The sequence below is a fragment of the Sphingomonas sp. BE123 genome (assembly GCF_031456015.1).
Lineage (GTDB): Bacteria > Pseudomonadota > Alphaproteobacteria > Sphingomonadales > Sphingomonadaceae > Sphingomonas.
Window position 1 is genome coordinate 299,704 of the sequence record NZ_JAVDTW010000002.1, and the last position, 14,572, is coordinate 314,275.

The 14,572-nt window shown below is 66.6% G+C and carries 19 protein-coding genes; 14 read left to right on the forward strand and 5 right to left on the reverse strand.

Annotation, left to right across the window (positions count from 1 at the left end):
- Positions 1 to 102: 102 nt before the first annotated feature.
- From rho to hemE, 3 genes are all read right to left on the reverse strand, one after another.
- A complete protein-coding gene (gene rho / locus J2Y54_RS09630) occupies positions 103 to 1,359 on the reverse strand; it encodes a transcription termination factor Rho (RefSeq protein ID WP_310039088.1) in 1,257 nt (418 codons plus the stop codon).
- Positions 1,360 to 1,511: 152 nt separating this feature from the next.
- On the reverse strand, positions 1,512 to 1,967 hold the full coding sequence (locus J2Y54_RS09635; RefSeq protein WP_310039090.1) for a CopD family protein: 456 nt from the start codon (positions 1,965 to 1,967) through the stop codon (positions 1,512 to 1,514).
- A complete protein-coding gene (hemE, locus tag J2Y54_RS09640; RefSeq protein WP_310039091.1) occupies positions 1,964 to 2,992 on the reverse strand; it encodes a uroporphyrinogen decarboxylase in 1,029 nt (342 codons plus the stop codon). The genes J2Y54_RS09635 and hemE overlap by 4 nt, the downstream gene beginning before the upstream one ends.
- Before the next feature lie 321 nt (positions 2,993 to 3,313).
- On the opposite strand from hemE, the gene J2Y54_RS09645 reads away from it, so the two are divergent.
- The 11 genes from J2Y54_RS09645 (at position 3,314) to J2Y54_RS09695 (ending at position 10,127) form a co-directional block, all read left to right on the forward strand.
- Complete coding sequence (locus J2Y54_RS09645) at positions 3,314 to 4,150, forward strand: pyruvate, water dikinase regulatory protein (RefSeq protein ID WP_310039093.1); 837 nt, start codon at positions 3,314 to 3,316, stop codon at positions 4,148 to 4,150.
- Positions 4,147 to 4,734 (forward strand): nucleoside triphosphate pyrophosphatase, encoded by a 588-nt coding sequence (locus tag J2Y54_RS09650; protein WP_310039094.1) that lies wholly within the window; start codon positions 4,147 to 4,149, stop codon positions 4,732 to 4,734. The genes J2Y54_RS09645 and J2Y54_RS09650 overlap by 4 nt, the downstream gene beginning before the upstream one ends.
- The gene (locus J2Y54_RS09655) at positions 4,731 to 5,540 is read left to right on the forward strand and encodes a shikimate dehydrogenase (protein ID WP_310039095.1); all 810 of its coding nucleotides are present in this window, start codon (positions 4,731 to 4,733) and stop codon (positions 5,538 to 5,540) included. The genes J2Y54_RS09650 and J2Y54_RS09655 overlap by 4 nt, the downstream gene beginning before the upstream one ends.
- Positions 5,537 to 6,133: a dephospho-CoA kinase gene (gene coaE, locus J2Y54_RS09660; RefSeq protein ID WP_310039096.1), complete on the forward strand. Its 597-nt coding sequence runs from the start codon at positions 5,537 to 5,539 to the stop codon at positions 6,131 to 6,133. Before J2Y54_RS09655 ends, coaE begins: the two co-directional genes overlap by 4 nt.
- A gap of 7 nt (positions 6,134 to 6,140) precedes the next feature.
- The gene (gene dnaQ, locus J2Y54_RS09665; RefSeq protein ID WP_310039098.1) at positions 6,141 to 6,833 is read left to right on the forward strand and encodes a DNA polymerase III subunit epsilon; all 693 of its coding nucleotides are present in this window, start codon (positions 6,141 to 6,143) and stop codon (positions 6,831 to 6,833) included.
- Between the two features lie 50 nt (positions 6,834 to 6,883).
- A complete protein-coding gene (gene hpf, locus J2Y54_RS09670) occupies positions 6,884 to 7,459 on the forward strand; it encodes a ribosome hibernation-promoting factor, HPF/YfiA family (protein ID WP_310039099.1) in 576 nt (191 codons plus the stop codon).
- Between the two features lie 8 nt (positions 7,460 to 7,467).
- The gene (locus J2Y54_RS09675) at positions 7,468 to 7,938 is read left to right on the forward strand and encodes a PTS sugar transporter subunit IIA (protein ID WP_310039101.1); all 471 of its coding nucleotides are present in this window, start codon (positions 7,468 to 7,470) and stop codon (positions 7,936 to 7,938) included.
- Positions 7,895 to 8,398: a PaaI family thioesterase gene (locus J2Y54_RS09680; RefSeq protein WP_310039102.1), complete on the forward strand. Its 504-nt coding sequence runs from the start codon at positions 7,895 to 7,897 to the stop codon at positions 8,396 to 8,398. Before J2Y54_RS09675 ends, J2Y54_RS09680 begins: the two co-directional genes overlap by 44 nt.
- A complete protein-coding gene (locus J2Y54_RS09685) occupies positions 8,395 to 8,736 on the forward strand; it encodes a DUF1491 family protein (RefSeq protein ID WP_310039104.1) in 342 nt (113 codons plus the stop codon). Before J2Y54_RS09680 ends, J2Y54_RS09685 begins: the two co-directional genes overlap by 4 nt.
- A 165-nt stretch (positions 8,737 to 8,901) precedes the next feature.
- Positions 8,902 to 9,546, forward strand: a complete 645-nt coding sequence (locus J2Y54_RS09690; RefSeq protein ID WP_310039106.1) for a cell wall hydrolase — start codon at positions 8,902 to 8,904, stop codon at positions 9,544 to 9,546.
- Positions 9,547 to 9,608: 62 nt separating this feature from the next.
- Positions 9,609 to 10,127 (forward strand): MmcB family DNA repair protein, encoded by a 519-nt coding sequence (locus tag J2Y54_RS09695; RefSeq protein ID WP_310039108.1) that lies wholly within the window; start codon positions 9,609 to 9,611, stop codon positions 10,125 to 10,127.
- Here J2Y54_RS09695 and J2Y54_RS09700 read toward each other — a convergent pair.
- Complete coding sequence (locus tag J2Y54_RS09700) at positions 10,124 to 10,723, reverse strand: ankyrin repeat domain-containing protein (RefSeq protein WP_310039110.1); 600 nt, start codon at positions 10,721 to 10,723, stop codon at positions 10,124 to 10,126. The genes J2Y54_RS09695 and J2Y54_RS09700 overlap by 4 nt on opposite strands.
- Before the next feature lie 55 nt (positions 10,724 to 10,778).
- Between J2Y54_RS09700 and J2Y54_RS09705 the strand changes: the two genes are divergently transcribed.
- Genes J2Y54_RS09705 through J2Y54_RS09715 form a run of 3 tightly spaced genes read left to right on the forward strand, consistent with a single transcriptional unit; the run spans position 10,779 to position 12,483 of the window.
- Positions 10,779 to 11,387, forward strand: coding sequence for an SCO family protein (locus J2Y54_RS09705; RefSeq protein ID WP_310039113.1), 609 nt, complete (start codon positions 10,779 to 10,781; stop codon positions 11,385 to 11,387).
- Positions 11,384 to 11,812 carry a YcgN family cysteine cluster protein gene (locus J2Y54_RS09710; protein WP_405052927.1) on the forward strand — a complete coding sequence of 143 codons (429 nt, stop codon included), beginning with the start codon at positions 11,384 to 11,386 and terminating at the stop codon, positions 11,810 to 11,812. The genes J2Y54_RS09705 and J2Y54_RS09710 overlap by 4 nt, the downstream gene beginning before the upstream one ends.
- Entirely contained in the window at positions 11,809 to 12,483 is a 675-nt protein-coding gene (locus J2Y54_RS09715) for a SprT family zinc-dependent metalloprotease (protein WP_310039118.1), read from the forward strand. The genes J2Y54_RS09710 and J2Y54_RS09715 overlap by 4 nt, the downstream gene beginning before the upstream one ends.
- Here the strand turns inward: J2Y54_RS09715 and J2Y54_RS09720 are convergent.
- Positions 12,459 to 14,555, reverse strand: coding sequence for a PBP1A family penicillin-binding protein (locus tag J2Y54_RS09720; protein WP_310039120.1), 2,097 nt, complete (start codon positions 14,553 to 14,555; stop codon positions 12,459 to 12,461). The two genes, J2Y54_RS09715 and J2Y54_RS09720, sit on opposite strands and share 25 nt — an antisense overlap.
- Positions 14,556 to 14,572 lie beyond the last annotated feature (17 nt).

A 14,572-nucleotide genomic window follows, 5' to 3' on the forward strand; every position in this document is an offset into this window, starting at 1 on the left:
TCAACGCGATGCCGTACAAAGTGTTTCGTTTGCACCGAACAAACCGGCGGCACAGCCGGAAAAGACTGCGCCGCCGTAAAATTTCAAAACGAAAATAAGTGCTTACTGGTTCATGCTGTCGAAGAAGTCTTCGTTGGTCTTCGAATCCTTCATCTTGTCGAGCAGGAATTCCATCGCGTCGGTCGTGCCCATCTGCATGAGGATGCGGCGCAGCACCCACATTTTCGACAGCGTCGGCTTGTCGAGCAGCAGCTCTTCCTTGCGCGTGCCGCTCTTGCCGACGTCGAGCGCCGGGAAGATGCGCTTGTCCGCAACCTTGCGGTCGAGCACGATTTCGGAGTTGCCGGTGCCCTTGAACTCTTCGAAGATCACTTCGTCCATGCGGCTGCCGGTGTCGATCAGCGCGGTGGCGATGATCGAGAGCGAGCCGCCTTCCTCGATGTTGCGCGCGGCGCCGAAGAAACGCTTCGGGCGCTGGAGCGCATTGGCGTCGACACCGCCGGTCAGGACCTTGCCCGAGCTGGGCACCACGGTGTTGTAGGCGCGGCCGAGGCGGGTGATCGAGTCGAGCAGGATGACGACATCCTTCTTGTGCTCGACCAGGCGCTTGGCCTTTTCGATGACCATTTCGGCGACCTGGACGTGGCGCGTGGCGGGTTCGTCGAACGTCGAGCTGACCACCTCGCCCTTCACGCTGCGCTGCATGTCGGTGACTTCCTCGGGCCGCTCGTCGATCAGCAGGACGAGCAGGAACACCTCGGGATGGTTGTCGGTGATCGCCTTGGCGATGTTCTGCAGCATCACCGTCTTGCCGACGCGTGGCGGGGCGACGATCAGCGTGCGCTGGCCCTTGCCCTGCGGGCTGACGATGTCGATGACGCGCGCCGACTTGTCCTTCTGCGTCGGATCGGCGGGATCGAGCTTGAGCTTCTGATCCGGATAGAGCGGCGTGAGGTTATCGAAATTGACGCGGTGGCGAACCGCTTCGGGGTCGTCGAAATTGACGCTGACCAGCTTGGTGAGGGCGAAATAGCGCTCGCCATCCTTGGGGGCGCGGATCTCGCCTTCGACCGTGTCGCCGGTGCGCAGGCCGAATTTGCGGACCTGGTTGGGCGAGACATAGATGTCGTCGGGGCCGGCAAGGTAATTGGCCTGGGGGCTGCGCAGGAAGCCGAAGCCGTCGGGCAGCACCTCGATCGTGCCTTCGCCCATGATCAGCTCGCCATTCTCGGCCTGAGCCTTGAGGATCGCGAACATCAGGTCCTGCTTGCGCAGCGTCGACGCGCTTTCGACACCGAGTTCCTCGGCCATCGACACCAGCTCGGCGGGAGCGGTTTTCTTCAGATCTTTCAAATGCATGGGAGAAGTCCGTCTGGCGATCGCTGCGGGTTTTCGGGCGTTTGGACGCGCGGGTCGCGATGGCTTGAGGAAAAAGGAGGGACGCCGGGCCGCCGCCAGGACGGCAGCGCGACCCCAGCGGATTAGGATTCGGCCCGGATCAAGTCAAGCGATCAGAAGGGGCGGACCACGGCCAGGATGACGATCAGCGCGACGAAGATCGCCGGAATTTCGTTGGCGAGCCGCAGCTGCTTCGCGGTGAGGCGCGCGTTGCCGCTGGCAAGCTTGCGCGCATAGCCGACGGCCCAGCCGTGATAGCCCGACAGCAGCAGCACGAGCAGCAGCTTGGCATGAAGCCAGCCGAGCCCCGCCCCGCCCTCGAACAGACCGAGATTGGCGGAAAGCGCCAGGCCGAGCACCCACACGATGATCAGCGACGGCGTCAGGATAATGCGGCGCAGCTTCCCCTCCCGGTCAGCCCATGCCCGGGCCTGGGCGGCATCGCCCAGCGCCTCCTGATGATGGACCAGGTAACGGGGCAGGATGAACAGGCCGGCCATCCAGAAGATGACGAAGATGACATGCGCGGCCTTCACCCACAGCCAGGCATTGCCGAGAAATCCGGTCATGAGCGCGTCCCCCTGACGATGCCGATGAGCTGTTCGACATGGGCGATCGGCGTATCCTGTTGAATGCCGTGCCCGAGATTGAAGATATGGGGGCGGTCGCGCAGCGCATCAACCACGCGGGTTGCCGCTGCCTGCAGCTCCGCACCCCCGGCGATCAGCGCGAGCGGATCGAGATTGCCCTGAACCGGCATGCCGGCGGGGAGTTCGCGATGCGCCCAGGCGGGATCGACGGTTTCGTCGAGGCCGATCGCGTCGACCCCGGTTTCGCGGGCATAGGCAGCGAGCTTACCGCCCGCGCCCTTGGGGAAGCCGATGATCCTTGCCTGGGGGCAGCGTTCGCGCAGGCCGGTGACGATCGCGGCATTGGGAGCAATGACCCAGCGTTCGAACTGCGCAGGGCTGAGCGATCCGGCCCAGCTGTCGAACAGCTGCACCGCCTCGACCCCCGCCGCGATCTGCTTGGCGAGATAGTCGATGGTCATCGCGACAATGGCGTCGATGATCGCCTGAAACGCTGCCGGATCGGCATAGGCCATGCGACGCGTCTCGCTCTGGTCGCGGCTGCCCTGTCCGGCGACCATGTAGGTCGCGTTGGTCCACGGACTTCCTGCAAAGCCCAGAAACGTCACCTCAGGCGGCAAGGCAGCGGCAACGCGGGAGACGGTGCCATAGACCGGGTCGAGCCGCTCAGGCGCCGCGGTGAGGCTTTCCAGCGCGGTGTCGACCAGCTTGGGCGCCAGACGCGGCCCCTCCCCCGCTTCGAACCACAGATCCTGGCCGAGTGCATGCGGCACGACGAGGATGTCGGAGAACAGGATCGCGCCGTCGAACCCGAAGCGACGGATCGGCTGGAGCGTGACTTCGGCCGCGGCGTCGCTGTCGTTGACCAGCTCGAGGAAGCCGCCCTTTTCCGCCCGCAATGCGCGATATTCGGGGAGATAGCGTCCGGCCTGACGCATGAGCCACATGGGCGGGGCGTCAACGCGTTCCCCTGACAGCACTCGAAGCAGTTTCTTGGGAGTCACAGGACCGTCCGTCTCTCAACAAAAAAGAAGAAAAGAACCTAGAAAGGATGTGGTTGTGAGTTGGTGCGTGGATGCTGGGGCTTAGGCGTTCGTGCCGGTTCTGCCAACAGATTGACCGACGGCGCCGTCCCGATTCCCCGGCGAGTCGGATTCGCTGTCCCCGTTATCCACAGGCTGTGGGCCGAATCGCGCCGCTGTGGAGCCGGCTGTGGACGAATGCCCCGGAACGTGGATCGAGTCCGCGGCTTGGCGGGTCGGGCGGGTTGCGCTAGCGATTTCCCCCATGTTGTCCACAGATCCGTCCAGTCCGGCTTTGTTCCGGTGAAACTGCACCTTCATCTGCTGTCGGATTCGACCGGCGAGACGCTGGAGAATATCGCCAAGGCTGCGCTTGCCCAGTTCGACGATGTCCAGGTGGTCCGCCATTTCTGGCCATTGGTGCGCAGCGAGACGCATCTTGAGCGGATCCTGGTCGAGATTGCGCAGAATCCGGGGCTGGTCATCTTCACGCTGGTGAACCCCGAAATCCGCCGCCAGCTGGAGACGCGGTGCCGAGCCATCGGCCTGCCCGCGGTCGCCCCGCTCGATCCGGTCAACCATGCCCTGTCCAATTTGCTGGGACAGGAAATGAAGGCGCGACCGGGGCGGCAGCATATGCTCGACGCCGCCTATTTCGCGCGGGTCGACGCGATCCAGTTCACCATCGCGCATGACGATGGCGTCAATTGGGAGAATTGGGAGGAGGCCGATATCGTGCTGGCCGGCGTGTCGCGCACGTCGAAGACGCCGACGTCGATCTACCTCGCCAATCGCGGGTTCAAGGTCGCCAACATCCCGATCGTGCCGCAATCCCCCCCGCCCGAGCTGCTGTTTTCACTGCGTAACCCGATGGTGGTCGGGCTGACCACCAGCCCCGAGCGGCTGATCCAGGTACGGCGCAACCGCCTGCTCGCGCTCAATCAGCAGAACGAGACCAGCTATGTCGAGCAGGAAGCGGTGCAGAAGGAAGTGGCCTATGCCCGGCGCATGTTCGCCGACAATGGCTGGCCGGTGATCGACGTGACGCGGCGGTCGATCGAGGAGACGGCGGCGGCGATCATCACCCTGTCGAACGAGCGCGTGACCGCGGCCGCGCGCCAGCCGGGAGCCCCGGCATGATCGTGCTTGCCTCGACCAGCGCGTCGCGCCGCGCGATGCTGACTGCAGCGGGCGTCGCGCATGAAGCGCTGCCGGCGCATGTCGATGAGGATGCGGTCAAGGCCGCGATGGCCGAAGTCGCGCCGCACGACCTGGCCGATGCGCTGGCCGAGATGAAGGCGATCAAGGTCAGCCAGCGCGTGCCCGGGACATTGGTGCTCGGCGGGGATTCGGTGGTGGCGATCGAGGACGGGACACTGCTCGACAAGCCGGTCGACCGTGCCGATGCCGAACGGCAGCTGCGCATGTTGTCGGGCAAGCGCCACGACCTCTACAGCGCGGCGGTGATCGCGGAAAATGGCCGCGCGGTGTGGCGGCATGTCGATCGTGCGCGGCTGTGGGTGCGACCGCTGTCGGATGCGTTCATCGCCGACTATCTCGACGCGGAATGGCCGGCGATATCCGGCTGTGTCGGCTGCTACCGGGTCGAGGGACCGGGGGTGCAGTTGTTCAGCCGGATCGAGGGCAGCCAGTACACGATCCTGGGCATGCCGTTGCTCCAGATCCTTGATTATCTGCGAACCAGGGGTGTCCTGACGTCATGACGATGCATGCCGAAGTGATCGGGGATCCGATCGCCCAGTCGAAATCCCCGATGATCCACGGTTTCTGGATCGCGAAGCTCGGGCTGGATGCGACCTATGCCAAGACGCAGGTGACCGCCGATGGGCTCGGCGATTTCTTTGCGGCGCGGCGCGATGACCCGGACTGGCGCGGGTGCAACATCACGATCCCGCACAAGATCGCCGCGCTCGACCATGTTCCCGATCCGGGCGGGGTGCGCGACACGATCGGCGCGATCAACACCGTGTTCCGGGGCCCCGATGGCGGCCTGATCGGGACGAACACCGATGCGGCGGGGTTCTTTGCCCCGATCGCCGAGTTCGACCTGGAGGGCGCCCCGGTGGCTGTGGTCGGCGCCGGCGGCGCCGCGCGGGCGGTGCTGTTCGCACTGGCGCGGGCGGGGGTCAGCCATGTGACGATCCTCAACCGCTCGCCGCTCAAGGCGATGGGGCTGCTCGCGACCTTTGGACTCAAGGGCGATGCAGTTGCGCTCGATGCGCCGATCCCGCCAGTGGCGCTGCTGGTCAATGCAAGTTCGCTGGGGATGGTGGGCCAGCCGCCGCTCGACCTCGACCTGTCGAACCTGCCCGAGGATGCGCTGGTCTATGACGCGGTCTACGCGCCGCTCGAGACCGGGCTGCTCGCGGCGGCGCGGGCGCGGGGGCTGGAAACCGTCGATGGGCTGGAGATGCTGATCGGTCAGGCTGCTTTGGCGTTCGAGCTGTTTTTTGGCCACGCGCCGCCGCGCGCGCATGACGCCGAATTGCGCGCGCTGCTGACGGCATGAGCCTGGTCCTCGGCCTTACCGGGTCGATCGGCATGGGCAAGTCGACCGTCGCGGCGATGTTTGCCGAGGCCGGGGTGCCGGTGTTCGACGCCGATGCCGAGGTGCATCGGCTGCAGGGGCCGGGCGGCGCGCTGGTCGCGCAGATCGAGGCCGAGTTTCCCGACACGACGACCGAGCGGGGGGTCGATCGCACCCTGCTGGGCGAAGCGGTGTTCGGCAATCCCGCGGCATTCAAGCGGCTGGAGGGCATCGTCCATCCTGCCGTAGCCCATGCCCGCAACACGTTCCTTCAGGAAAATGCCGACCAGCCGCTGGTGCTGCTCGACGTCCCGCTGCTGTTCGAGGCCGGCGGGTGGCGCCAGGTCGACAAGATCGTGGTCGTATCGGCCCCGGCTGAGGTGCAGCGTGCGCGCGTGCTGGCGCGGCCGGGGATGACGGTCGAGCGGTTCGAGTCGATCCTGGCGCGGCAGATGCCCGATGCGGAGAAGCGCGCGCGCGCCGATTTCGTGATCGATACGGGCGGCACCAAGGACGCGACCCGCGCCGAGGTGGTGGCGCTGATCGCTTGCCTCGTGCCGCAAAGGGGCGGATAAGCAGGGCATGCGTGAAATCGTCTTCGACACCGAAACAACCGGCCTGAGCTTCAGCGCCGGGCACCGGCTGGTGGAGATCGGCTGTGTCGAGCTGATCAACCGGGTGCCGACCGGCCGGCATTTCCACCGCTATCTCAACCCCGATCGCGACATGCCGGCCGAGGCCTTTGCCGTGCACGGCCTGTCCGAGGCGTTCCTGGCCGACAAGCCGCGCTTTCCCGAGATTTGCGACGAGCTGATCGAGTTTCTGGGCGATTGTCCGCTGATCGCGCACAATGCGATGTTCGACCTCGGCTTCATGAATGGCGAGCTGGGCGCGTGCGGGCGCGCGATGCTGCCGGTCGAGCGGATCGTCGATACGCTGCAGATCGCGCGCGCCAAGCATCCCGGGGCCAAGCATACGCTCGACGCCCTGTGCGTGCGCTATGGCGTCGACCTGTCGGCGCGCGAGCTGCACGGCGCGCTGCTCGACGCGCAGCTGCTGGCGCAGGTGTTCATCGAACTGACCGGCGGGCGGCAGATCGCGCTGGGGCTGGCGGTAGAGGAATCCTACGGGTCCGACCGGATAACGCTGGCGTCGGCTAAGAGCCATATACGTCCGGCGCGCATTTTTGCGCCGAGCGAAGCGGAACTGGCGCGCCATTCGGCGTTTATGGCCGGGTTCGAGGACCCCTTGTGGGGTGTTCCGGCGGCTGGTTGACGCTGTCGGGGTGCCTTCCTAGGTGCTCTCTAGTCACGACGGAGGTAAATATGGATATCCGGGTTTCTGGTCATCAGGTGGATACCGGCACTGCGCTGCGGCAGCATGTCGACGACCGGCTCCAGGGTATCGCGGAGAAGTATTTCGCGCGCGCGATCTCCGCGCAGGTGACCTTTGGCAAGGGGCCGCACGATCACGGCTTTACCTGCGACATCGTCGCGCATGTGATGCAGGGGCTGGTGCTCAAGGGCACGCATGCCGCGCATGAGGCGCACCTTGCCTTTGACGGCGCTGCGGACAAGATCGAGAAGCAGCTGCGCCGCTATATGCGCCGGCTGAAGGACCGCAACAACGGCCACGCCCAGGCGGCGATGGAGGCGGCCTATGACGCGGGCTATACCGTGTTCCAGATCGAGGAGGAGGAAGAGGTTGCCGACGCCCCGGCGATCATCGCCGAGACCCGCGTCGACGTGCCCGATGCGAGCGTTTCCGACGCGGTGATGATGCTCGACCTGCGCAACACCAACGCGTTGCTGTTCAAGAATGTCGGCACCGGTACCTACAACATGGTCTATCGGCGCACCGATGGAACGATCGGATGGGTTGAACCCAACCGGGCAGCCTGATCGCGGTAATGAACGATCTGGATGATCTGCTGACGCCCGAGGCGGTGGCTTCGGGCGTTACGGCGGGCAGCAAGAAAAAGCTGTTCGCGCTGCTCGCCGAGGCGGCGGGGCGGGCCCATGGGCTCGACCCGGCCGTCGTCGCGGCACAGCTTGCCGCACGCGAGCGGCTGGGATCGACCGGATTTGGCGGAGGTATCGCCATTCCGCACGCCCGGATCGAGGGGCTGGATCGGGTGCGCGGCGTGATGATGCGGCTCGACCGTCCGCTCGATTTCGGGTCGGTGGACGAGATCCCGGTCGATCTGGTGTTCATGCTGCTTTCTCCGGTGGCGGCCGGGGCGGAGCATCTCAAGGCGCTGGCGCGGGTGTCGCGGCGGATGCGCGACCGGGGTTTTACCGCCAAGCTGCGCGGGGCGGGTTCCGCCGACGCGCTCTATGCGCTGCTCGCCGGGACCGAAGCGCGTGACGCCGCAGCCTGATCCCGCGCGCGCGGTCGGGGCGGAGGCGCATTTCCGCGCGCTCGAATCGCTCTATGCCGCCGCGCCGATCAACCAGCTGTTCGAATCGCGGCTCGAAATTCCGGCGGCGGGCCTGGCGCGGATCCACTTCACGATCAGCGCGCAGCATTTCCATGCCGGCGGGGCCGCGCACGGCACCAGCTATTTCAAGATGCTCGACGACGCCGCATTCTATGCCGCGAACAGCCTGGTCACCGACCGGTTCCTGCTGACCACGGCGTTCAACCTGTTGTTCACCCGCCCGCTCGGGCCGGGACCGGTCATCGCCGAGGGACGCTGGGTGAGCGGGCAGCGGCGGGTGTTCGTGGCCGAGGCGCGACTGATCGATGCCAGCGGCGAAGAGGCCGCGCGCGGCACGGGGACGTTCATGAAGTCACGCATCGCGCTGGCCGGGCTGCCCGGCTATCGCGGCGCGCCGTGACGCCGCGGCTGGCCAGCGGGGTCCTGGTCACCGCGCTGATCCGACGCGTCAATGTCGCTGGCGGCAGCGCGATGGTGCTGGCACGCGGCGAAGCCGAAGCCGGCGCAATCCTGATCCTGACCCTCGAACGCGGCGCCGACCCGCGCTTTTTCGAGCGCGGGATCGGGCCCGATGGGAACGCCATGCTGGTGCGCAGCGGGCCCGAACGGTTCGAGGATCCGGGCGCAGTGACCGATTACTGGCAGCGCCGCCGCGAGCGCGACCGCGACCTGTGGGTCGTCGAGCTGGATATCGCAGCGGCGGAACGGTTCGCCGCTGAAACGATCATCGGCGCTTGACGCAGCGCAGCAACGGCGGCAGAGGCGCGCGACATTTTGAATAGCGTTGTGCCGTCGGGGTCAGAGGCCGGTGGTTACGCAGTCGGGGGGCACGCCCGATCGGTTCGACGCAGAAGCGTCATTCAGCAACCGGATCGCGCACCAACCGCACAGTATCGAAGTTGAATGATCTTTTCGTTCCGGGCTGCGCTGATCGCAGCCGCGACTCTCACCCTTGCCGCGGGCGTGGGTGCAACGGCCCCGGGTGTCGCCGGAGAAGCCGAAAAAACACCGGTTCAGGCGCTCAACGAAGCAGCCGCCGAACAGGTTCCGACGATGGCCGATTCGCTCGCCGCGCTTGAAGCGGACGATGCAGCGGCGATTCCCGTCGATGCGGTGGAGACCACCGAGACCGCCCGTCATGCCTCGCTTGCCGACGCCGTCGCGGCACAGGACATGGTTGCCGACGATGCCGAGCTCAACTGCCTCGCGATCGGCGTCTATTACGAATCCAAGGGCGAGCCGCTGGAAGGCCAGCTCGCCGTCGCCGAGGTAATCCTCAACCGCGCCCGCTCCGGCCGGTTCCCCGCGTCGGTGTGCGGCGTGCTGACCCAGCGCGGCCAGTTCTCGTTCGTTCGCGGCGGCCGCCTGCCGCAGCCGCCGGCGGGCGCGCGCGCGTGGAAGACCGCGCTTGCGGTAGCACAGGTGGCGCGCGCCGACGCGTGGGACAGCCGCGTGTCCGATGCGCTGTTCTTCCACGCCCGCTATGTCTCGCCCGGCTGGCGCAGGGCGCGGGTCGGCAGCGTCGGCAATCACATCTTCTACCGCTGACACAAGGCCCGGCCCCAACGGCCGGGCTTTTGTTTGTTCGTGCAATGTTCTAGGGTCGGGCGATGACGACTCCCGCTTCCCCGGCCGCTGCCCCCTCCCCCGATGCTGCGCAGGCGGCCGCGCCGCTAGTCACTGCCGAGGTGACGCGCGGCGTCGCGCGCATGCTGCTGCGGCACGATTGCGTGGCAATGGCGGAAGTGCCGCTGGGCGACGGGCGCCGCGCCGACCTGATGGCGCTGAACCTGCGCGGCGAGATCGTGATCGTCGAGGTCAAGGTGTCGCGCGCCGATCTGCTGGGCGACGGCAAATGGACCGATTATCTCGCCCATTGCGACCGCTATTTCTGGGCCGTGCCTGCGGGGTTCGACCTCGCCCCGCTCGAGCGCCCCGGTTTCCTGCCGGAACGCGCCGGGGTGATCGTGGCCGACCGGTATGACGCGGCGATCATCCGCGAGGCGCGGACCGTCCCGCTGGCGAGCGCGACACGGCGCAAATGCACGCTGGCGTTTGCCCGCCGCGCGGCGCGGCGGGTGATCGCGCTGACCGATCCCGATGCCGACGGGCTTGGCTGGACGGGTTAGAAGCTCGGCCCGGACACGGCGCGCTTCTGCACCTTCGCGGCGTTCTTGAGCGCTTCGCCGATTGCCGGCGCCCGCGTATCGCGCGCGGCATAATCGCGCGCGCTCATCCCAGCCAGGCGATCGACCTGATCAGGATCGGCGCCATTGGCCAGCAGCAGATCGACCAGGTCCTTGTCGCGACGCTGCACCGCGCGGATCAGCGGGGTTTCGCCGCCGTCATTGCCCAGATTCACATTCGCCTTGCGATCGATCAGCTGCTTGACCCCCTCCGGCCAGGCGGCCTCGACCGCGAGCATCATCGGGGAATTGCCGGCCCCGTCCTGAAGATTGGCATTGCCGCCGCGCGCGAGGATGAAGCGCAGATAGGTCATGTCGCGCCGCTTCGTGACGATGTGGATCGCCGCCTCGCCCTTGTCGTCCTTGGTGTTGACCAGCGTCTGGCCGGGCTGGTTCAGGAACTCGGTGACCTTGTTCCCGTCCTGCTCGCGCACGGCCTTGAGGAAGGTGTAGCTGTCGGAAAAACGCTGGGCGCCGGCCGGGAGCGCGACGGCGACCAGTGCCGTGGCGATCAGGAGCCGGGATGGACGGATCAACATGGTCGAAACACACCTCTGGTAACTGCAACTCTTGCCAGCAGGACCCTATCAGATCATGGATCGCCTTGCCATGAACAGCATCGCCCGCTTCGCCCTTCCCGCCCTGCTCGCACTGACCGCCTGCGGTGGCGGCGCGCCTGCCACCAAGTCGATTGCCGATGCACCGCTGGCCGGTGCGTCGATCGGCGGCCCGTTCACGCTGGTGAACGGCGATGGAAAGACCGTCACCGAGAAGGACTTCGCCGGCAAATACCGCATCATGTATTTCGGCTATACCTTCTGCCCCGATGTGTGCCCGGTCGATGTGCAGAATATCGGCGGCGCGATGAAGCGGCTGGACCAGCAGAATCCGGATTTGGCGGCGAAGATCGTGCCTGTCTTCGTTTCGATCGACCCAGCGCGCGACACGCCCGCAGTGGTCAAGGAATTCACCGCCGCCTTCCACCCGCGCATGGTCGGCCTGACCGGCACCGCGGCGCAGGTCGATGCGGCAGCCAAGGTCTATCGCGTGCCCTATGCCAAGCGCGAGACGCCGACCGGCTATCTGATGGACCATGGTCGCCAGGCCTATCTGATGGGGCCGAATGGCGAGCCGATCGCGCTGCTGCCGCAGGACCAGAATCCCGACGCGATCGTCGCGGAAATCACCCGGTGGATCGGCTGACGCGCTTTTGGGAGCTGCCGCTCGACCGGCTTGACCGGGCACAGTGGGAAGCGCTGTGCGACGGGTGCGGCAAATGCTGTCTGCACAAGGTCGAGGACGCCGATACGGGCGATATCTACGCCACCAATGTCGCGTGCCGCTTGCTCGACCGGGATCAGGGGCGGTGCAGCGACTATCGCCACCGCCACGCCTATGTCGCCGAATGCGTGCGGCTGAATGCCGGCAATGTCGACGACATTCCGTGGTTGCCGGTAACCTGCGCCTATCGACTGCGCGCGGCCGGCGAAGCGCTGCCCGACTGGCATTATCTGATCAGCGGCAGCCGCGAGAGCGTCCATGAAGCGCGCGAATCGACGCGCGGCTGGACCATTTCGGAAGATGTCGCGGGCGATCTTGAGCATCATATGGTCGACCGGATCCTGTGACCGTCCCGATCCAGCTGGTTCGGCACCCGCGCGCACGCTCGATGCGCCTGTCGGTCGACCCGGCGACCGGTGCGGTCCGCCTGACCATTCCGCCGCGCGCGCCGGCCGGGCCGGCATTGCGCTGGGCCGAGGGGCAGCATGAATGGATCGCCAAGGCGCTCGCCAACCGGGCGGCTCCCACGCCGTTCGAACCGGGTGCCACGATCCTGTATCTGGGCGAAGAGGTGGGGCTGGGCTGGGACAGCGGGTTTCCGCGTACGCCCGTGCTCGATGACGGGCAGATCATCGCCGGCGGCCCGCGCGAGGGCTATGAACGGCGGATCGAGCGCTGGCTGCGCAAGGCCGCCCTGACCACGCTAAGCGCCGAAACTGCCGACTATGCCGCGCTGTCAGGGGTAAGCGTCAGCAAGGTCGCGGTGGGCGATCCCACCGGCCGCTGGGGCAGTTGCGCGTCGTCGGGCGTGATCCGCTACAGCTGGCGGCTGATCCTGGCGCCGCCGGACGTGCGCCGCGCAACGGTGGCGCATGAAGTGGCGCATCGCACGCATATGAACCACAGCCCGGCGTTCCACGCACTGGTGCGGACGCTCTATGGGCGCGACCCGGCGCCCGAGCGGGCATGGCTACGCGCCAATGCGATGCGGCTTCACTCGTTCGGGCGATCGGACTGAGGCGCACGCAGCGGCTCGCGCGGCTGCTGCTGCGGCGGACGATCGGCGGGATCGCGGCGCGGCGCCGGCTGAGGATCGCGCGGTGCGTCACGGCCGGTCATCCGGTCGATCCAGTCCTGGTCGATCCGGCCATCTTCGCCAGCAGCACCGTCGCCCGGGTCGGTCGCCGGATCTTCGCCGCCATCCTCGCGCGCGACCGGGTTGCCGTCGGGGTCGACGAATACGCCATTATCGGCCTCGCCCCATGCTTCTGCATCCGGTTCGAGTTGCCATTCGGGCAGCGTCACTTCGGTTTCGAACTGCTCGACCGGGCGGTTCGCGGTTGCAACCCGCATGAAGCCGGCAAAGGCACGGGCGGGCGCGGTCCCGCCCTGCAGCCCGCCGACACGCTTGGCATCGTCGCGGCCCATCCACACGCCGGTGGTAAGCCCCGAGGAGAAGCCGAGGAACCAGCCATCCTTGTTCGAACTGGTCGTGCCGGTCTTGCCCGCGACCGGGCGGCCGATCTGGGCGGCCTTGCCGGTTCCGGTATTGACCGCGGTCTGGAGCAGGTCGGTCATCTGCGCGGCGACATAGGGGGCGACCAGCACGCGCGAGGTATCGACCTGGTGGCTGTAGATCACCGCGCCATTCGCGGTGACGCGGGTGATGGCATAGGGTGTGACCGCCACGCCCTTCTGCCCGACCGAAGCAAAGGCGCGGGTCATGTCGATCAGCCGCACATTGGCGGTGCCCAGCACCATCGCTGGCTGGGTATTGATCGGCGTGGTGATGCCGAACCGGCGCGCCATGTCGGCGACCGTCCCGAAGCCGACTTCCTGACCCAGCGTGGCGGCAACGGTGTTGATCGAATAGGCAAAGGCCGAACGCAGCGTCATTTCGCCGCTGAACCGTCCGCTATTGTTGCGCGGGCTCCAGCCATTGATCGTCACCGGTTCGTCGACCACGCGGTCATCGACCTTTCGCCCGGATTCGAGCGCAGCGAGATAAACGAACAGCTTGAACGCCGATCCCGGCTGGCGCGTCGCCTGGGTCGCGCGGTTGTAGATCGACGACACATAATCGCGCCCGCCGACCATCGCGCGCACGGCGCCGTCGCGGTCGAGGCTGACCAAAGCGCCCTGGGCACCCTTGGGCGTGTTCGCCTGAATCGCCTGGGTCGCGGCGTTCTGCATCTTGAGGTCGATCGTGGTCCACACATCGAGCGGGGCGACCGTTTCGTCGATCAGCAGTTCGAGCTGGGGCAGCGCCCAGTCGGTGAAATAGCGCACGCTGTTCTGGCGCGGCGCGGCGGCGAGCTTGACCTGGGCCGGGCGGGCGGTGGCCGCTTCCGCCGCGGTCAGCGCGCCGGTTTCGACCATCACGTCGAGCACGACGCTGGCGCGGCCGATCGCCGCCTGGGCGTCGGCGGTCGGCGAGTAGCGCGACGGCGCCTTGACCAGCCCGGCAATGACCGCAGCCTCGGACAGGGTCAGGTTGGTCGCGGGATGCCCGAAAAAGGTGCGTGACGCCGCATCGATGCCATAGGCACCGCCGCCGAAATACACCTTGTTGAGATAGAGTTCGAGGATCTGGTCCTTGCTGAATTTGCGCTCCAGCGCGAGCGCCAGGATCATCTCGCGGAATTTGCGGCCGACATCATATTTGTTCGACAGGAAGATGGTGCGCGCGACCTGTTGCGTGATGGTCGACGCGCCCTGCAGCCGGCGTCCGGTACCGCGATTGTCGATCGCGAATTTGGTGATGCGCATCAGCGCGATCGGGTCGACACCCCAGTGCGAGCGGTAGCGCCGATCCTCGATCGCCACCATCGCCTCGCGCATCGGTTCGGGGATCTTGCCATATTCGATCCACTCGCCATAGCTCGGCCCGAGCGAGGCGATGACGGTGCCGTCGGCGGCATGGACCCGGATCATCTGGCCGTTGGGCGAGGATTTGAGTTCCTCGAAACTCGGCAGCGACGATTTGGCGGTGTAGACCGCAATCAATAGCGCGATGAACGCCGCCAGTGCGATAAGGGCAGCACTGCCGGTCACCCAGAAAAGGATGCGGCGCGCCTTGGGCGAGAGCATGGGTCTGCGGGTGGCCA